This is a genomic window from Streptomyces sp. ISL-11 (genome assembly GCF_018614525.1).
Lineage (GTDB): Bacteria > Actinomycetota > Actinomycetes > Streptomycetales > Streptomycetaceae > Streptomyces.
Genome location: NZ_JAGGOL010000055.1, coordinates 49444 through 67747, shown reverse-complemented (window position 1 = coordinate 67747; position 18304 = coordinate 49444). Strand labels below are relative to the sequence as shown.

Below are 18304 nucleotides of genomic sequence, written 5' to 3'. Positions count from 1 at the left end.
GGCCCGGGGGCCGCGGGTCCACGCGCCGAGCGCGCCGCGCTCCGCCGCGTCCAGCCCGGACCGTACGGCCTCGCGCCAGCCCGGCCAGTCGACGGCCTCGGCCGAGGGGAGCACCCCGGCGGCCGCCCGCAGCCGGGCGGCGCCCACGCCGGGCGCCAGGCCCGGCGGCAGGGTCAGTCCGGTGCGGCCGAGCACCGCGATGAGACCGACGATCCGGGCGGCGGCACCGGCGTCGGAGTCCGGGCGGATGAGTTCGTCGAGCGCGGCGCCGTCGAGGACGGGGTCGAGGCCTAGCCGGGAGCGCAGGGCGCCCATGGCCGCCTCGTCGCCGGCGGGGGTGCCGTCGGCGAGCCACGCGTAGCTGACCGTACGGCGGAAGCCCGCCGCCACCACGAAGCCGGCGCCGCCCGCGTCCCACCACAGCCCGACGACGGGCCAGGGCTCGGCCACGGCGAGGGCGTGCGCCCAGCCGGCCGTCGCCTCGGAGAGGTGCGTGCCCTCGGAGCGCCAGGAGTCCTCTCCGGGGATCAGCGCGCTCCACCCCTGCCCGGCCGGGACCAGGAGCAGCGGTTCGTTCAGGAGCTGCGCGGAGGGACGTACGCGGTCGGGCTCGGCCCGGCAGAGCAGCAGGACGCCGGCCGCGCGACGGTGATCAGTAGCGGACATGCGTCAACGCTATGCCAATCGGCGGCCTCTTGACTTCACCAGAACGAGATATATCGTGTTCACCGTAAGACGCGATAGGTTGCGTCTGCGGCCGGACGTTCGACCCGTGTCCTCAGCTCACACCCAGCCCGCATATCCAGCTCGTACCTTCAGGGAGGCCCGGCATGCCGGTGCAGTCGGAGTGGTCACTGTCCGCGCCGCGGAAGTTCACCTTCGAGGAGCCGGTCACGGCTCTCGCCGTGCAGATCGTCAGCGGTGTCGTCAACATCGTGGGCACCGACTCCGGGCCCGCCGCCCTGGAGGTCTCGGAGATCGACGGACCGCCGCTGATCGTCACCCACGAGGCGGGCACACTCACCGTCACGTACGAGGACCTGCCCTGGAAGAACTTCCTGAAGTGGGCCGCCCGCAAGAAGTGGAACCGCACCGTCACCGTCACGCTGACCGTGCCGGTCTCCACCCGCGTCGAGGTCGGCTCGGTCGACGCGAGCGCCGTGGTCTCCGGCATCGCGGGCCGTACGGTCGTCCGGGGCGTCGCCGGCGACACCACCCTCGTCGGGCTGACCGGTGACGTCCGGGCCGAGACCGTCTCCGGGCGGACGGAGACCCAGGGCCTCGGCGGCGCCCTGCGCTTCAACTCCGTCTCCGGCGACCTCACCCTCATCGAGGCCGCGGGCGACACCGTCAGGGCCGACTCCGTGAGCGGCAACATCGTCGTCGACCTCTCCGCCGCCGCGAAGGCCCCCGAGCTCACCCTCGGCGCCGTCTCCGGCGACATCGCCCTCCGGCTGCCGCGCCGCGCCAACCTGGCGGTGGACGCGACCACCGCCATCGGTCTGGTCTCCTGCGCGTTCGAGGAACTGCGCGTCGACGGCATGCTCGGCGGCAGGCGGGTCACGGGCCGGCTCGGCGCCGGGGGCGGCACACTCAAGGTCACCACCGTCTCCGGGGCGGTCGCGCTGTTGCACCGCCCGGAGACCGAGGGAGAGGTTCTCTGATGCCCCCCGTCTTCGCGCACGGCCGGCTGCGGCTGTACCTGCTCAAGCTCCTCGACGAGGCGCCGCGCCACGGCTACGAGATCATCCGGCTGCTGGAGGAGCGCTTCCAGGGGCTGTACGCACCGTCCGCCGGCACGGTCTACCCCCGGCTGGCCAAGCTGGAGGCCGAGGGCCTCGTCACGCACGCCACGGAGGGCGGCCGCAAGGTCTACTCCCTCACCGGAGCCGGCCGGGCCGAACTCGCCGACCGCCAGGGCGAACTGGCCGAGCTGGAACTGGACATCCGCGAATCCGTCGCCGCGCTCGCCGCGGACATCCGCGAGGACGTCCGCGGTGCGGCGGGCGACCTGCGGCGCGAGATGCGGGAGGCCACGCGGCGGGCGTCGGCGGGGGCTCCCCCGCCGGAGGGTTCGGTCGCCTTCGAGGGCGCGAAGGAGGAGTTCAGGCGCGCCAAGGAGCAGTGGAAGGAACAGGCGCGCCGGGCCAAGGAGGAGAGCCGCCGCGCCCGCCAGGACGCGCAGGCCGCGCGGCGGGCGGCCAAGGAGGCGCAGGAGAACGCCTGGGAGGAGGTGCTGCGCGTCTCGGAGCGCGTGCAGGACCAGGTGCGACGGAACGCCCGGCAGGGCGACTGGCAGTCGGGCATCGTCGAGGGCTTCACCGCGCTGACCCGCGAACTGGGCAACCTGCCCGGCCGCCCGAAGGAACAGCCACCCGAGCCCGAGTGGGCTCCCTCCGCTCCTGCCTCCAAGGACCCGGCCCGCGACCTGGACCGCCTCCTGGACCGCTTCCGCGACGACATCCGCGACGCGGCCCGCGACCACGGGGTGACACAGGAGCAATTGGACGCGTCCCGCCACCACTTGGCGGATGCGGCGGCCCGCATCCAGGCTGTACTGAGGCCGCCGAAGGGGTGACGGGGCGCCCGGTCGGGGGCATCCGCCGGCCGGGTCAGCCGGCCCCCGCGCCCCGCGTCACCGTGACCGTCACGGTTCCGGCACCCCTCGATGCCCACACCCGCGGTCGCGCGCCCGTCCCCGGAGGCACCCACGTCGTCTCCGTGCGGGCCGGGCCCGTCACGCGGATGTGCCGGCCGCGCGGGTCCGGCGGGAGGGAGAGTTCGCTCGGGTGCGGGCCCCTCGGCTCGTACGTCAGGGTGTACGTGCCCGAGCCGGCCTCGTAGCGGTCGGTGAGGATCCGGCCGGCCACCGCCGCACCGTACGGACGCGCCGTCCGCTCCTTGTTGGGCCGGAAGCGGCCCGCCTCGTCCAGGGCGCAGTATCCACCGCCGTAGCACCATGTGTAGCCCGCCCAGCCGGCCGCGTACCGCGACAGTGACGCGAGCGCGTCCTCGTAGAAGCGGCCCATGTTCGGCAGGGAACCGTCCGGCGGGCCCCACTCGCCGACCACCACGGGGACGCCCCGCTCGCGCGGGTAGCGCGTCACCGCGGCCTCGTACGCCGCGAGCCAGCCGGCGGCGGGGTCGTAGTCCTTCCCGGCCTCCATCGCGGCGTTGTAGAAGTGCGGCGCGTACACGACCTTCGGGTCGGCCACGCGCCCGAGCGCGGTCGGCAGGCCCTCGCCGACGATCGGCGTCGGCTCCACGAAGAGCCAGTGCCGGCGGTCCACCCGGCGCACCGCCTCCGCGAGGCGGTCGTACATCGGGGTCAGCTGCTCCCGCTCGATGCGCCGTGCCGCGTCCGGCAGCGTCTCGCCGGGCCGCAGCCGGCCCATCGGTTCGTTGATGAGGTCGTAGCCGAACACGGCCGGGTGACGGGCGAAGCGGCCCGCGAGGACCTGCCACATCCTCGCCTGGGCGCGCCGCAGGTCCGCGTCCTGGTAGAGGTGCTCGAACGCCGCCTGGACGGCGGGTTCGTAGTACTCGGCGAACCAGTCGTCGGGGTGCGGGGTGTACGGCAGGCCGTCCGTGCGCGTGGCCCATTCGGGGATGCCCCGGTGGCCGCCGAACGCGGGCCCGTAGACGTCCTGGTGGGCGTCGATCACCACGCGGACGCGGTGGGCGTGCGCCCAGTCCAGGATCCGCTCGATCTTCCGCAGGTAGCGCTCGCTGTACCGGCCCGGGCGCGGCTCCAGGTCGTCCCAGAAGACCAGCAGCCGCGCGAAGCCGAAGCCGTTCGCCGCCAGGTCACGGAAGTGCCGTTCGGTGATGGCGGAGAGCGCGTCCGCGCCGCGGTGCGTCTTGTCCTCGACGTTCCAGCCGCGCAGCGCGAGCACCCGCCCGCGCTCGTCGGTCAGCGGCGGGATCGCGTCCGTACGGGCCCGGGCGGTGCCCGGCACCAGCAGCGCGAGCGCCAGCAGCAGCACCGCGACCGGCCTGCGCATGGGCCGCTCCTTTCCGTCAGACGGTCAGGACCACCTTCCCGAACAGGTCGCCGCCGGCCATCTTCTCCAGTCCGTCCCGTGCCCGGTCAAGGGGCAGGACGCTGTCGATCACCGGCCGGACGCCCGTCGCCGCGCAGAAGGACAGCAGATCGGCCAGTTCCTCCTTGGTGCCCATGGTCGAGCCGACGACCTTGAGCTCCAGGAAGAAGATGCGGTTGAGCTCGGCGGACGCCGGGTTCGGTCCGCTGGTCGCGCCGGAGATGACGAGCGTGCCGCCGGGCTTGAGCGACTTGACCGAGTGCGACCAGGTGGCCGCGCCCACCGTCTCGATGACGGCGTCGACCCGGTGCGGCAGCCGCGCCCCCGGCTCGTAGGCGCCCTGCGCGCCCAGCTCGACGGCCCGCTTGCGCTTGGCCTCGTCCCGGCTGGTCGCGAAGACCCGCAGCCCGGCCGCGGCGCCCAGCGCGATCGCCGCCGTGGCGACCCCGCCGCCGGCTCCCTGGACGAGAATGCTCTGGCCGGGTCGTACGTCCGCGTTGGTGAACAGCATCCGGTACGCCGTCAGCCAGGCGGTCGGCAGACAGGCGGCCTCCTCGAAGGAGAGCTCCTTCGGCTTGGGCAGCACGTTCCAGGCCGGGACGGCGACCCGTTCGGCGAAGGTGCCCTGGTAGCGCTCGGTGAGGATGGACCGCGGCTCGCGCGGCCCCACGCCGTGACCGGTCTGCCCGATGACGGAGTGCACGACGACGTCGTTGCCGTCCTCGTCGAGACCGGCGGCGTCGCACCCGAGGATCATCGGGAGCGCCTCCGCGCCGAGCCCGACACCGCGCAGCGACCACAGGTCGTGATGGTTGATGGACGCCGCCTTGACGTTGACGACCGTCCAGCCCGGAGGCGCGTCGGGTTCGGGGCGCTCCCCCAACTCGAGGCCGTCGAGCGGCTGGTCACGGTCGATGCGAGCGGCGTAGGCGGCGAACATGATCCGAACCTAGACCCGGGGGCCGCGCGACGGAACCACAGCGCGATGTGACACGCGCCGCGTCGCTTTCCGGCCGGACCGGCGCGGAGGCCGTCCGTCCTCATTGACCGCGCCCGGAGGGCGGGATTGGCTTCGCTTTGCCCGTAACTGAAAAGCGCTGAGCCCAGCCCAAATCCAGCCCGTCTGGGGGCACCTCCCAGCGGTAGCTGGGGGAGATTGAGGACGCGCCCGCAGGGCGCCCGCCGCCGCAGGCGGCAAAGCCGGCCCGCAGCCGAAGATCCGCCGGACACCGTCCAAAGGTCCGCACCACTACAGCCGCACCCTACTCAGGAGAGTGTTTGTCATGTCACGTATCAGACGGGCCGCCGCGGCGGCATTACTGGGCGGCTGCGTCGCGGCCCTGCCGCCCGCGACCGCCGCTCCGGCCGCCGCGAAGGAGCGCGCACCAGGCGTCGAGCGGGTGAGCGTCGCCACCGGCGGCGCCCAGGCCGACGCCGAGACGAGCGGTTCGCAGATCAGCGCCGACGGCCGCGTGGCCGTCTTCGAGTCCTCGTCCACCACCCTGGTGCCGGGCACCACCGCGGGCCGCAATCTCTACGCCAGGGACCTGGCCGCCGGGACGACGGAGCTGATCAGCGTCGCCACCGACGGCACCCAGGCCGACGGCCCGTCGTACTCGGCGTCGGTGAGCGGTGACGGGCGGTACGTCGTCTTCGACTCCGAGGCGACCAATCTGGTGCCGGGCCGCCCCACCGGCACCACGCTCGACGTCTACGTCCGGGACCGCCGTACGGGCCGCACCGAGGCCCTCCTGCCGCCCGCCGCGACCCAGGGCTCCTCCACCTCGTCCCCGTCCATCAGCGCCGACGGCCGCTACGTCGCCTTCTCCTCCGCCCGCGCCGACCTGGTACCCGGCGACACCAACGGGCAGACCGACGTCTTCGTCGTCGACCGCCACGACAACAGCGTCCGGCGGGTCAGCGTCACGAGCGCCGGCGGCCAGGCGGACGGCTTCTCCGTCGGCCCGGTGATCAGCGCGGACGGCAGCCGGGTGGGCTTCAAGAGCATCTCCGACTTGGAGCCCGGGGCCACGGCCTCGCTCCAGCGCCCGAGGGCCCGCAGCTTCTACGCCCACGACCTGCGCACGGGCCGTACGGAACTGGCGGGCAAGCGGCTCGATGGCGGACCGGCGGCCGCCGACGGGCCCATCGGGCTCAGCCCCGACGGGCGGTTCGCCCTGTATTCCTCGACCTCGGCCGGCGTCGTGGAGGGCGACACCAACGGGAAGGCGGACGCCTTCGCCAAGGACCTCCGCACCGGCGTCACCCGGCGCCTGAGCCTCGCGGCCGACGGCTCCCAGGCGAACGGCGGCTCGCACAGCGGCGCGGTCATGAGCGCCGACAACCGGCGGGTGTTCTTCACCTCCGACGCCACGAACCTGGTGCCCGGGGACACCAACGGCGTCGGCGACGCGTTCGTACGCGATCTGCGCACCGGCACCGTGGAACGCCTCAGCGTCGCCACCGGCGGCACCCAGGCCGACGGCACGACGTACGGCGTGGGCATCGACGTCAGGGGCCGCACCGCGGTCTTCGACAGCGCGGCCGCCAACCTGGTGCCGGGCGACACCAACGGCGTCACGGACGTGTTCGTGCGCCGCACCGGCTGACCGGCCGGGCCGCGCCCCCGGGAGCGGGGGCGCGGCCCGGAACGCGCGTCAGCGCCGGGCGACGCCCTCCGCACGGGCCGCGGCCGCCACGGCGGCCGTCACCGCGGGGGCGACCCGCTCGTCGAACGGCGAGGGGATCACGCACTCCGGGCTCAGCTCGTCGGCCACCACCGCGGCGAGCGCCTCGGCGGCGGCGAGCTTCATGCCCTCGGTGATCCGCGACGCCCGCACCTGGAGGGCACCGGCGAAGATGCCCGGGAAGGCCAGGACGTTGTTGATCTGGTTGGGGTAGTCGCTGCGCCCGGTGGCGACGACGGCCGCGTACTTGCGGGCGACGTCGGGGTGGATCTCCGGGGTGGGATTGGCCATCGCGAAGATCAGGGCGTTCTTCGCCATCCTGGCGACCGCCTCCTCCGGGACCGTACCGCCGGAGACGCCGATGAAGACGTCCGCACCGTCCAGCGCCGTCTCCAACGGGCCGGAGAGACCGGCCTTGTTGGTGAACCCCGCCAGGTCGCGCTTGACCGGGTTGAGGTCCTCGCGGTCCCGGGACACGATGCCCTTGCGGTCGCAAACGGCGACGTCGCCGATGCCCGCCTCGACCAGGATCTTGGCGATGGCGACACCGGCCGCACCGGCGCCCGAGATCACCGCGCGCAGCCGGCCCAGCGGCCGCTCCGTGAGCGTGGCGGCGTTGCGCAGCGCGGCGAGGGTGACGACGGCCGTGCCGTGCTGGTCGTCGTGGAAGACCGGGATGTCCACGCGGTCCTGGAGCTTGCGCTCGACCTCGAAACAGCGCGGCGCGGAGATGTCCTCCAGGTTGATGCCGCCGAAGGAGGGGGCGAAACGGGCGATGGTGTCGACGAGGTCGTCGACGTCCCGGCAGTCGAGCGCGATCGGCACCGCGTCGACCCCGCCGAACTGCTTGAACAGGATCGCCTTGCCCTCCATCACCGGGAGGGACGCCTCGGGACCGATGTCACCGAGACCGAGCACCGCACTGCCGTCCGTCACGACCGCGACGACCTGGGACTTCCAGGTGTAGTCGTGAACGAGCTCGGGCTGTTCCGCGATGGCGCTGCACACCTTGGCGACGCCCGGTGTGTAGGCGAGGGAAAGATCGTCCCTGTCCCGCACGGGCACGGTCGCCTGGATGGCCATCTTGCCGCCCCGGTGCAGCGCGAAGGCCGGATCGAAAAGCTCCTCGTGAGCCTCGTCCGCACCGTTGCCGCTGCGAGGATTCACAATCTCCGCTGCCACTATTTGACCCCTTTGTCGAATTGCCGTCGAGGGTAGCCGCCCGAGGTAGCGGACCGCCGGGCGCACCGCACATGCGCCCTGAGCCCCGGGTCCGGGGTTGTAGCTGGTCTTTCTATCAAATGAGCGCTACGGCCGACGAGTGAGTATCCGACGCCGCAGGTCACGGCACGCGCACACAGCCGTCAAAACCGTGTCAACTGGTGCCGGAAGTCCATGGAGTGAGACAGAAGGTGCGTGACATACGTCTCTCACCCAAGAGGAACGCCCAAGTCCGGTAGTACGAACCGGCCTGGTACCGCACGGGGATCACCCGTTATCCGATTTTGACATGGCTGGCCCCCCGAACGGTGTAGTCCAGATGGCAAGATGCCCAAATCACACGAGGTCGCGGCTCGCGCCGATGTGTGCCCGTGACCTCAATGTGACCAGCGCTTATGCAGCGAGTTCCGTCGGCTATCCCCTCACCCGCAGGAGGAATCAGCAATGACCGCAAGCACCACCCATCGCCCGGCTGCCGCCAGGAGTCGTACGGCCGCCGTCGGAGCGATCGCGGTCGCCGGCGCCCTGCTGCTCACCGGCTGCGGCGACATGAGGGACAAGGCAGGCCCCTCCGACCAGGGGGTCAAGGGCTCCTCGGCGCCGCTCTTCGGCAAGCTGCCCAAGCGGATCCAGGACTCCGGGGTCATCAAGGTGGGCTCGGACATCGCCTATCCGCCGGTGGAATTCAAGAAGGGCGGCAAGACCGTCGGCATCGACCCCGATGTCGCCGCCGCCCTGGGCAAGGAGCTGGGGGTGCGCTTCGAATTCAACAACGGCACCTTCGACAGCCTGCTGACGGGCCTGCGCTCCAAGCGGTACGACCTGGGCATGTCCGCGATGACGGACACCAAGGACCGCCAGGAGGGCAAGGACTCCAAGACCGGGAAGAAGGTCGGTGAGGGCGTCGACTTCGTCGACTACTTCACCGCCGGTGTCTCGATCTACACCAAGAAGGGCGAGACCAAGGGCATCTCGACCTGGTCCGACCTTTGCGGCAAGAAGGTCGGCGTGCAGCGCGGCACGGTCTCCGACGACATGGCCAAGGCCGAGTCGGAGAAGTGCGAGAAGGAGGACAAGGACTCGATCTCCATCGAGGCCTTCGACACCGACCTGGAGGCCCAGACGCGGCTGAAGGCCGGTGGCGTCGACGCCGTCTCCAGCGACTTCCCCGTCGCCGCCTACGCGGTCAAGACCTCCGGTGGCGGCAATGACTTCGAGGGAGTCGGCGAGCAGGTCGAGGCCGCTCCGTACGGCATCGCCGTCTCCAAGGAGAACACCCAGCTGCGGGACGCCCTCAAGGCGGCCCTCGACGCGATCATCAAGAACGGTGCGTACGAGAAGGTCCTGAAGACCTGGGGCGTCGAGGCCGGCGCCGTCAAGGAAGCCAAGGTCAACGGCGGTTCCTGACCCCTCTCCCTTCCCTCGTACGGCACGCTGAAAGGCAGAACCCGTGACTGATTCCCCCGAAAAGCCGGAGCCCGACAAGTCGGAGCCGGAGCGGCAGGAGCCGGAGGCTCCCGCCACGGAGCCGGCGAAGGCCGGCGACGCGAAGCCCGAGCCGGCGAAGGCCGAGGACGGCAAGGCCAAGGACGCCGAGCCGGCGAAGGCCGAGGACGGCAAGGCCAAGGACGCCGAGTCCAAGGCTGCCGAGTCCGACTCCGAGAAGGCCAAGGACGGCGAAAGCGGCAAGGACGCCAAGGCCAACGACGCCGAGGCCGAGCCCGAGAAGGCTGCCGAGGCCGCCAAGGCCGGCGACAAGCCCTCCGCCGACAAGGCCGACGACGCGAAGAAGCCGGCGGCCGGCAAGGCCGCCGACGAGGCCGACGACGCCGAGTCCGAGAAGGCCAAGGACAGCGAGGGCGACAAGGACGCCAAGGCCGAGAAGGCCGCGGACGCCGAGCCCGAGGCCAAGAAGGCCGGCAAGGCTGCGGAGCCCGCGGACCTCGCCAAGAAGGACGGCAAGGGCGCCGCCGACAAGGCCGACGCCGAGCCGTCCCCCGACGGCCCCAAGGCCAAGGCCAAGGCCAAGGCCGCGTCGAAGACCGCCGGCGCGAGCGCCACCGTGCCGGAGGCCCTCAAGGCCATCCCCGTCCGGCACTACGGACGCTGGGTCTCCGCCGTCGTCGTCCTCGCCCTGCTGAGTCTGCTGCTGAACGCCTTCGCCACCGCGAACGTCCACTACGGCGCGATCCCGGACTACCTCTTCGACTCCACGGTCGTGAAGGGGCTCGGCAAGACCGTCCTGATCTCGATCCTCGCGATGGCGCTGGGACTCCTGCTCGGCATCGTGCTGGCCGTGATGCGGCTGTCGAAGAACCCGGTGACCTCCTCGGTCTCCTGGCTCTACATCTGGTTCTTCCGGGGCACACCGGTCTACGTCCAGCTGCTGCTGTGGTTCAACCTCGCGCTGATCTTCCCGTACATCAACCTCGGCCCGATCTACCGGGACGAGATGAGCGACTTCATGACGCCGTTCATGGCCGCGCTGCTCGGCCTGGGGCTCAACGAGGCCGCGTACATGTCGGAGATCGTCCGGGCGGGCATCCAGTCGGTCGACGAGGGTCAGACCGAGGCGTCGCACGCGCTGGGCATGAACCAGGGCCGGACGCTGCGCCGGATCGTGCTGCCGCAGGCGATGCGCGTGATCGTGCCGCCGACCGGCAACGAGTTCATCAACATGCTCAAGACGTCGTCGCTGGCCGCGAGCGCCGCCCAGTACCTGGAACTGCTGCGGTCCACCACCGACATCGGCCAGACCACAGGCGCCACGGTGGAGATGCTCTTCCTCGCCGCCACCTGGTACCTCATCCTCACCAGCGTCTTCAGCGCCGGTCAGTTCTACCTGGAGCGGCACTACGCCCGTGGCTCGCTGCGCTCCCTGCCGCTCACCCCGTGGCAGAAGATCAAGTCGAACCTGGCCACCGTCGGTCACCGTTCCCCCGGAGGTGTCAGCGCATGAACGCGATGGTGAAGGCCGAGGGCGTCCACAAGTCCTACGGCGCGGTCCAGGTCCTCAAGGGCATCGACCTCGAGGTCGCCCCGCGCGAGGTGTTCTGCCTCATCGGCCCCTCCGGCTCCGGCAAGTCCACCTTCCTGCGGTGCATCAACCACCTGGAGAAGATCAACGCGGGTCGGCTGTCCGTCGACGGCGAGCTGGTCGGCTACCGCCAGAAGGGCGACAAGCTGTACGAGCTCAAGGACAGCGAGGTGGCCCTGAAGCGGCGGGACATCGGCATGGTGTTCCAGCGCTTCAACCTCTTCCCGCACATGACGGCCCTGGCCAACGTCATGGAGGCGCCGGTCCAGGTGAAGCGCGAGAGCAAGGCGGTCGCCCGCGAGCGGGCCCTGAAGCTGCTCGACCGCGTCGGCCTGGCCGACAAGGCGGGCAACTACCCCTCCCAGCTCTCCGGCGGCCAGCAGCAGCGCGTGGCGATCGCCCGCGCGCTGGCCATGGAGCCGAAGCTGATGCTCTTCGACGAGCCCACCTCGGCGCTCGACCCGGAGCTGGTCGGTGACGTCCTCGACGTCATGCGGGGCCTCGCCGAGGACGGCATGACGATGGTCGTCGTCACCCACGAGATGGGCTTCGCCCGCGAGGTCGGCGACTCCGTCGTCTTCATGGACGACGGCGTGGTCGTCGAGTCCGGCCACCCGCGCGAGGTGCTGACCAACCCGCAGCACGAGCGCACGAAGTCGTTCCTGTCCAAGGTGCTGTGAGGCGACGGTCATGACGACGCGGGGGCGGTACGGGTTCATCCGTACCGCCCCCGCGCGCGTCGCGTGCCTACTTCAGCGCCAGCACCATCGCGTCCGAGGGCGAGCACCACACCGGCCGCGCCTCCGCGAAGCCGGCCTCGCGCAGCGTCCGGGCGTGCCAGGCGGCGGAAGGCGTGTCGCCGTCGGCGTGCTCCCCATAGATGGCGAAGCGCTCGGCGGTCGGCCCGGCGAGCACCGGGTCGGCGGCCGCGAGCTGCCACCATTCGCTCCAGTCGAGGGCGCCCCCGGCCTTGGCCCGGTCCATGCGCGCGTGGCGCAGGGCCCGTTCGGCCGCGTTGATACGGGGCGTGGACTCGTCCGGCATCCCGTCGGCGTTCATGAGGACACCGCCCTCACGGACCAGCCCGGCGAGCTGCCCGTACAGCGTGCGCAGGGGCCCGGAGTGCAGCCAGTGGAGCGCGGTGGCGGTCAGCACCGCGTCGTAGCTGTCGTGGGGCAGCTTCCGCGTCCAGTTCGGGTCCTTGAGGTCCGCCGTCACGAACTCCACCCGGCTGTCGCCCGCGAAGGTGCCGCGGGCGATGGTCAGCAGCGCCGGATCCAGGTCGACGCCGGTGGACGAGGCCCGCGGGAAGCGTTCGAGGAGGCGGGCGGATATCGAGCCGGTGCCGCAGGCGAGGTCCAGGATCCGGGCCTCGGGGCCCACGCAAGCCTCGACCATGTCGAGCATGACCCGGAACCGCTCCTCGCGGTCGGGCAGATACCACTCCTGCTGGCGGTCCCAGCTCTCCTGCCAGGCGCTCCAGTCCGGGCCGGTGACGGCCTGCGTCATGACGTTCCCTCCATCGGGTCATACGGTGTAATACCCTCGGTGGTACACCGACCATTACTGATCGACGCCTCCGACCCTAGACCGCCTGCGTAAGGACCACAAGTGGAACTGGCCTATTACTCGGACTACGCCGTGCGGCTGGTCAACAGCGAGGAGCCCGCGCGCGGCACCGACGCGCTGACCTCGGTGGAGGCGGTGCGCGAGCTCTTCGGCGCCGGCGCGCAGGCCGCCCGGCGCGCGGCCGACAGCGACGTCACCCGCCTGAGGTCCGTACGGGCCCGGCTGCGCGCGGTCTTCGAGGCCGCCGCCGAGGGCGACGAGGTACGGGCCGTGGACCTGCTCAACGCGCTGCTGATGGAGTTCCCCGTCAGCCCGCAGATCTCCGGGCACGAGTTCCGGGACGACGACGGCCGGCCCAAGTGGCACATGCACATCGCCGACCACGCCGCGAACGCCAGCGCCTCGTACACCGCGACCGCCTGCATGGGCCTGGCCGTCCATCTGACGGAGTACGGGGTGGACCGGCTCGGCATCTGCCAGGCCGCACCCTGCCGCAACGCCTACCTCGACACCTCGACCAACCGCTCGCGCCGCTACTGCTCCGACCGCTGTGCCACCCGGGCGAACGTCGCCGCCTACCGGGCCCGCAAGCGCCTGGAGAGCCGGGAGGCGGAGGTCGCCGGCACCGCCCGCAGCGGCCTGAGCGCCGACGCCAGCCACGCGAGCAGCGCCCCCGCCGACCGCTGACCCGCGGCCGGCGGCCGGCGCAGCCGGACCCAGGCGCGGGCCACCACGAACTCTTCGGGCACGGTGCCGAACTCCCGGCTGTCGTTCTCCACCAGCGGGTTGTCGCCCATCACCCACCAGCCGCCCTCGCGCCGCTCGACCGCCCGCTTGACGATGAGCAGGTCCTGCCGGAACGGGTGCCGCAGCACCACCACATCACCCGGCCGCACGGCCGCGCCGTACTGGACGACCAGCTGGTCGCCGGGGTTCAGCGTCGGCACCATCGACGGGTTGTAGACCTCGGCCAGCCCGATCCGCAGCAGCCCTCGACGCTCGCGGTCCTGCTCCTGCCCGCGCTCGTCCACTTGCTCCCGCACCGCGGCACCTCCCGGTCCGTTTCCTCCGCCGGTCCCAGCGTGACACCGGTCTTTTGTCCTAAGCCCCCCGGGGCACCCGAGAAAAGCCTTCCCACACCGAGTAATCTCGCACCTGAGAAGACGATCACGAGGAAGGACAGCTCTATGCTTTCCCGCCTGTTCGCCCCCAAGGTGCAGGTCAGTGCCCACTGCGACCTGCCGTGCGGCGTATACGACCCGGCCCAGGCCCGCATCGAGGCCGAGTCGGTCAAGGCAGTCCAGGAGAAGTACCAGGCCAACGAGGACCCGGACTTCCGCACCCGCGCCCTGATCATCAAGGAGCAGCGCGCGGAGCTGGCCAAGCACCACGTCTCGGTCCTGTGGAGCGACTACTTCAAGCCCCCGCACTTCGAGAAGTACCCCGAGCTGCACCAGCTGGTCAACGACACCCTCAAGGCCCTGAGCACGGCCAAGGCGTCGAACGACCCGAAGACGGGCGAGAAGGCGCTGGAGCTCATCGCTCAGATCGACAGGATCTTCTGGGAGACCAAGAAGGCTTGATCCTCATCCGGGCGGTCCGGCTCGCGTTCGCGCGAGACGGGCCGCCCGGCTCTGTATTCGCTCATTTGACCGCTTCCGCGGATATTCTCATCGGGCTGTCGCCGAAGTCTCCCCGCCGTCGACGCCGTGTGGTTCTCTGGGTGCCCAGGACGGTTCACCGAATCGCGCATCACGGGGGATGCAATGGGCGATCCACCCATCGAGCTCTTACTCCTGACAGAACGTCCCGTCGCCAGGAACGACGAAGTGACGGAAATCGACGCGATCGTCGAGGTCAGATGCCGGTCGACGGAGAGCGTCGGCCGTGCCACGAACGCCATGAATCTCTGCCTGGTCGTCGACCGCAGCGGCAGCATGACGGGCAAGAAGCTCGACACGGTCAAGCGCAGCTGCGGCGACATCCACCGGCGCATCACCGGTGAGGACCTCTTCACCGTGGTGGTCTTCGACGACGACGCGCAGGTGGTCATCAATCCGCAGACGCCGAGGGACCAGGTGGAGGAGCAGCTCGCCGCCATCACTCCCGGCGGCATGACCAATCTCTCGCTCGGCTGGTACCAGGGCCTGCTGGAACTCCAGACGCATATGGAGGATCACCACTACAGCCGGCTGATCCTGCTCTCGGACGGCATGGCGAACGACGGCGAGACGAAGAAGACGACGCTCGCCGGGGTCGCGTCCACCGCGCGGGACGAAGGCATCACCACCTCGACCATCGGGGTCGGCAACGACTTCCAGGAAGACCTGCTGGAGGCGATCGCCACCGCGTCGGGCGGCAAGTTCTGGTACATCGACGAATCCGGGATCGAGAACATCATCGAGGAGGAGTTCCAGGGGGCGTTGACGGTCGCCCTGGACAGCCCGACGGTGGAGTTGTCCCTGCCGCGCGGCGTGACCATGAGCCGGGAGCTCAATTCCCTGCGCAAGGTTTCCCGGCGCTACCGGCTCCGGCCGCTCAAGGGCCAGGACACCTTCAACTTCGCGGTCCGCCTGGAAATCGATCCGACACGGATGAACGCCGGGGAACTCACCCTCGGCGCGACGCTCTACGACAGCGGCCGGCGCGTCGCCGGCACCGAGCGGAATGTCGCCCTGGCCCCCTTGGCCGACGTGACCCGGGCGCCGGTCCACCCCCTTGTCCGCAGCGTGGTCGAGCAGTTCGAGGCGGCCACGACCGACGAACGGGCCGTCAAGGCCCTGGACGACGACGACCTCAGCGGAATGCGGAAGATGCTCACGGCGGAGGTCGCCCGGTTCCGTGCGGTCGAGCAGCGGCTGTCCGCGGAGTCCGACGGCCCGGACGGTGACCGCTACGACGGTGAGATGGGGCACCTGGCCTGGCACCGTTCGACGAACGAGGTGTCGGCGGCGATCGTGGACCTGGTGCAGCCGTATCCGGCGGAACCCGCGGTCCGCATTCTCCTGCTGCGGCTGCGCAAGGGCGTCGTCCACAAATGGGGAATGAAGAACGCCGGCCAGTACGGCTCGTCCAGTTCGGACGACGATGTCCAGCTCGGGCTGCTGGTGGAGGCCATCGGCCTCGCCGACGTGCTGATCGCCAAATTCCCGGACGACCGTGCCGCACTGGCATCGAAACGCGAGAAGCTCCGTGAATACCTGGCACGCTTCGCCCAGTAGCGACTGGACGACGGGCGACAGCCTGATCGCCGGCCACGGCGGAGGCATCGGTGAGTTCGGTGCCTCCTACGCCGTCGATCTGCGCACCGATCCGATGCTCAACGGCCGGATCGCCGCCGACGTGCGCCTGACGAGCCCGCACGGCACGGGCGCGGGGCTGGTCTGCCGGGCCGACACGGACTGGACCTTCCTCACCTTCCACACCGCGCCGGAGGGCCCGGACGACGCCGCCACCGTCGCACGGATCGGCATCTTCCGCGAAGGCGCCCTGACACCGGTCGCGGCCCTGGCGGAGCCGGTCGAGCTGAGCCGCGGCTACAACCGGTTCTCGCTGGAATTCTTCTCCGGTCAGGTGCGGGGAGAGATCCGCGCCGGCGACCGGACGTACGAACTCCACGCGAACTGCCCGCACCTGCCCTTCCCGGGCCGCGTGGGGGTCGTCAAGTTCTACGGCACGGGCGTGCTGATCAAGTCCGTGACGGCCGAAAGGACGGAAATGCCGTTCGCCGTACCGCAGCAGGAGCGCGCCGGCGGGGAATTCGAGTACGACGTCTTCCTCTGCCACTCCCACGACGACGCCGAGGAGGTGCACAGGATCGCCGAACGGCTCGCGGACAACAAGATCAGATATTGGCTGGACAGGGACAGGATCGATTATGGCGACGCCGTCACCAAGAAGATCGAGGACGGCCTCCAGGCCAGCAGATACGTCCTGCCCTGCGTCAGCGGGAACCTCATCCGGAGCGGCTGGGCGAGGGCGGAGTACGGAGGCATCCTGAACACCGTGTTCAGCGGGGCCTCCAGAAGAAAAGTGATTCCGCTGATGCTGGAACAGGTGGCGGCGGATCAGGAGAACATCCCGATCCTCCTCCGTGACCTTCGGCGGGTCTCGTCCTTCAACAAAGTGGAGTTCGCCGCGTTCATCGACTTCCTGGTGAGCCGCTGAAGCGCCCCTAGAGTCCCTCTCCCGAGAGCAGCGGCTCGAAGGACCGGTAGGCGGCGTAATCCCTGAAGTGCCGGGCGTAGAGTTCGGCGCCGTCGACGAGGTTCTCGTCGAGAACCTCGTTGACGTCCACCACGTGCCGCAGCTTCCAGGTGATCAGCTCACCGCGTTCGTTCTCGTACGCCGTCTCCAGCCGCCGCCCGTGGGCCGCGGCCTTCCAACGGGCCCGTGCCGCGTTCTCCGCCTCGATCAGGACGAAACTCTCCTGGAAGAGCGGGACGTGATCCGCGGCGTCGGCGGAGGTCTCGCACAGCAGAACCGCGGTGTACTTGCTCATGGCCTCGGGTTCTACTTCGTCAACTACGCGAGCCCTAAAGGGCTGCGCTTGCAGCTAGAGCACCAGAGGTGTCCGCCGCATGGGGCTGGTTGGCGGCAGCCCAAACGTGTTCGGCGCGGGCCGCGATGTTGCGGCCCGCGTTGTGGTCTGCGTGCGCAACGACGCCGCATGACCGGCAGGCGAAGAGTTCCCGCGTGGGACGGTTGGCTTTCTCTGTGTGCCCGCACCACGAGCACATCTGGCTCGTGTAGGCGGGATCGACCTGGACGAACGGAACCCCGGCCCGCTCGGCCTTGTACTTCACGAAGGCGGCGAGCTGGGCGAAGGCCCAGGAGTGCAGCGCGACCCGTTGGGGCTTGCAGAGCCGTACCCGTTCGCGAATACCGGTCAGGTCTTCCAGACCGATTCCGCGCCCGGTGCGTTCAGCCTCGGTCACGATGCGCTTGGAGATGACGTGGTTAACGTGCGTGGCGTGCCGCGCCTCACGACGGGCGCGCTTCCTCAGTTTGCGTTTGGCGGACTTCGTCCCCCGCGCTTGCAGCTCAGCGCGGATACGGCTCATCCGGCGCCTGTACTTGTTCAGCTTCTCCCCGGCGAACGGCTCGCCCTTGTCGGAAGTGGTGGCGATGTTCGCGATGCCGAGATCCACACCGATCCAGCCGTCCGGCTGCGTATTGGTGTCTGCCGCTGGTATCTCGCAGGTCGCGATCAGATACCAGGCACCGTCACGGTGGATGAGATCGGTCTCGCCCTTGCGATGCTCGGTCAGCGTCTTCAACGCGCCGGGCGAGCAGAGGAACGGCACGCCACGGATGCGCCCGGTTGTGGTCCAGATGCTTACCGTCTGCTGGTCGTACTGCCAGGACAGACACCGGTCGTCGTATGAGTGCGCGGCATCAGGACGGAACCGGACCGGGGTGTTCGCTATGCGCTGGTACCGCCCGGAGTCCTCCTTGCCATAGTTCCCGGCCTTCAGGTTCGCCTTGCGGGCCGAATACGCGTCGGCCACCTTCCGGATCACATGCAGTGCCGGTTGGGCCGAGAGCCCACGCGCCTTCAGCTCCGCGTAAGCGAAGGGCTGCAACGCCTTGCGGGTACGGTCCCGGTCGTCCTCCCGCCCCTGGGCGCGGATGGACAGCCAGTTGGCCGCTCCGTTCACCGCGTGCAGGGTCGCCCCAAGCGCCGTGGCCACCTCGGGCGGCGGCGTGAGTTTGACCTGCACGACGACCTTCACGAGTACGACTCT

General features: G+C 70.4%; 18 protein-coding genes. 10 read left to right on the top strand and 8 right to left on the bottom strand.

Going from position 1 to position 18304, the window contains the following annotated elements; translation table 11 throughout:
• Positions 1-666 (bottom strand): hypothetical protein (locus J7E86_RS13720; RefSeq protein ID WP_215081913.1); only part of this gene is annotated, 666 nt, incomplete at its 3' end.
• A gap of 164 nt (positions 667-830) precedes the next feature.
• On the opposite strand from J7E86_RS13720, the gene J7E86_RS13715 reads away from it, so the two are divergent.
• Positions 831-1664, top strand: a complete 834-nt coding sequence (locus J7E86_RS13715) for a DUF4097 family beta strand repeat-containing protein (RefSeq protein ID WP_215081912.1) — start codon at positions 831-833, stop codon at positions 1662-1664.
• Complete coding sequence (locus J7E86_RS13710) at positions 1664-2578, top strand: PadR family transcriptional regulator (protein ID WP_215081911.1); 915 nt, start codon at positions 1664-1666, stop codon at positions 2576-2578. Before J7E86_RS13715 ends, J7E86_RS13710 begins: the two co-directional genes overlap by 1 nt.
• Positions 2579-2612: 34 nt before the next feature.
• Here J7E86_RS13710 and J7E86_RS13705 read toward each other — a convergent pair whose 3' ends face one another.
• Together J7E86_RS13705 and J7E86_RS13700 are read right to left on the bottom strand one after the other, a co-directional pair.
• Positions 2613-4004, bottom strand: coding sequence for a cellulase family glycosylhydrolase (locus J7E86_RS13705; protein ID WP_215081910.1), 1392 nt, complete (start codon positions 4002-4004; stop codon positions 2613-2615).
• Positions 4005-4020: 16 nt separating this feature from the next.
• Positions 4021-4983 carry a zinc-binding dehydrogenase gene (locus tag J7E86_RS13700; protein ID WP_215081909.1) on the bottom strand — a complete coding sequence of 321 codons (963 nt, stop codon included), beginning with the start codon at positions 4981-4983 and terminating at the stop codon, positions 4021-4023.
• 343 nt (positions 4984-5326) lie between these two features.
• Between J7E86_RS13700 and J7E86_RS13695 the strand changes: the two genes are divergently transcribed.
• Complete coding sequence (locus J7E86_RS13695) at positions 5327-6652, top strand: PD40 domain-containing protein (RefSeq protein ID WP_215081908.1); 1326 nt, start codon at positions 5327-5329, stop codon at positions 6650-6652.
• A 48-nt stretch (positions 6653-6700) separates the two neighbouring features.
• Here the strand turns inward: J7E86_RS13695 and J7E86_RS13690 are convergent, their stop codons facing one another.
• Positions 6701-7912 (bottom strand): NADP-dependent malic enzyme, encoded by a 1212-nt coding sequence (locus J7E86_RS13690; protein WP_215081907.1) that lies wholly within the window; start codon positions 7910-7912, stop codon positions 6701-6703.
• A 483-nt stretch (positions 7913-8395) separates the two neighbouring features.
• Between J7E86_RS13690 and J7E86_RS13685 the strand changes: the two genes are divergently transcribed.
• The 3 genes from J7E86_RS13685 (at position 8396) to J7E86_RS13675 (ending at position 11668) form a co-directional block, all read left to right on the top strand.
• Positions 8396-9358, top strand: a complete 963-nt coding sequence (locus J7E86_RS13685) for an ABC transporter substrate-binding protein (RefSeq protein WP_215081906.1) — start codon at positions 8396-8398, stop codon at positions 9356-9358.
• A gap of 655 nt (positions 9359-10013) precedes the next feature.
• On the top strand, positions 10014-10910 hold the full coding sequence (locus J7E86_RS13680) for an amino acid ABC transporter permease (protein ID WP_215081921.1): 897 nt from the start codon (positions 10014-10016) through the stop codon (positions 10908-10910).
• Positions 10907-11668, top strand: a complete 762-nt coding sequence (locus J7E86_RS13675) for an amino acid ABC transporter ATP-binding protein (RefSeq protein WP_285439692.1) — start codon at positions 10907-10909, stop codon at positions 11666-11668. Before J7E86_RS13680 ends, J7E86_RS13675 begins: the two co-directional genes overlap by 4 nt.
• A gap of 67 nt (positions 11669-11735) precedes the next feature.
• On the opposite strand, the gene J7E86_RS13670 is transcribed toward J7E86_RS13675, so the two are convergent.
• Positions 11736-12497 (bottom strand): trans-aconitate 2-methyltransferase, encoded by a 762-nt coding sequence (locus J7E86_RS13670; RefSeq protein ID WP_215081905.1) that lies wholly within the window; start codon positions 12495-12497, stop codon positions 11736-11738.
• A gap of 102 nt (positions 12498-12599) precedes the next feature.
• Between J7E86_RS13670 and J7E86_RS13665 the strand changes: the two genes are divergently transcribed.
• Positions 12600-13244: a CGNR zinc finger domain-containing protein gene (locus tag J7E86_RS13665; protein WP_215081904.1), complete on the top strand. Its 645-nt coding sequence runs from the start codon at positions 12600-12602 to the stop codon at positions 13242-13244.
• On the opposite strand, the gene sodX is transcribed toward J7E86_RS13665, so the two are convergent.
• Positions 13133-13600 carry a nickel-type superoxide dismutase maturation protease gene (gene sodX, locus J7E86_RS13660; protein WP_215081903.1) on the bottom strand — a complete coding sequence of 156 codons (468 nt, stop codon included), beginning with the start codon at positions 13598-13600 and terminating at the stop codon, positions 13133-13135. The genes J7E86_RS13665 and sodX overlap by 112 nt on opposite strands.
• Before the next feature lie 144 nt (positions 13601-13744).
• Here sodX and sodN point away from each other — a divergent pair, with 144 nt between their 5' ends.
• The 3 genes from sodN to J7E86_RS31870 all read left to right on the top strand — a co-directional run bounded on the left by sodN (position 13745) and on the right by J7E86_RS31870 (position 16724).
• Complete coding sequence (sodN, locus tag J7E86_RS13655) at positions 13745-14140, top strand: superoxide dismutase, Ni (RefSeq protein WP_215081902.1); 396 nt, start codon at positions 13745-13747, stop codon at positions 14138-14140.
• Between the two features lie 246 nt (positions 14141-14386).
• Positions 14387-15778 (top strand): VWA domain-containing protein, encoded by a 1392-nt coding sequence (locus J7E86_RS13650; protein WP_215081901.1) that lies wholly within the window; start codon positions 14387-14389, stop codon positions 15776-15778.
• Entirely contained in the window at positions 15750-16724 is a 975-nt protein-coding gene (locus tag J7E86_RS31870) for a toll/interleukin-1 receptor domain-containing protein (protein ID WP_215081900.1), read from the top strand. Before J7E86_RS13650 ends, J7E86_RS31870 begins: the two co-directional genes overlap by 29 nt.
• A gap of 7 nt (positions 16725-16731) precedes the next feature.
• On the opposite strand, the gene J7E86_RS13640 is transcribed toward J7E86_RS31870, so the two are convergent.
• On the bottom strand, positions 16732-17058 hold the full coding sequence (locus tag J7E86_RS13640; RefSeq protein ID WP_215081899.1) for a DUF4288 domain-containing protein: 327 nt from the start codon (positions 17056-17058) through the stop codon (positions 16732-16734).
• Between the two features lie 34 nt (positions 17059-17092).
• Positions 17093-18292: an RNA-guided endonuclease TnpB family protein gene (locus J7E86_RS13635; RefSeq protein WP_215081898.1), complete on the bottom strand. Its 1200-nt coding sequence runs from the start codon at positions 18290-18292 to the stop codon at positions 17093-17095.
• Positions 18293-18304: the final 12 nt, after the last annotated feature.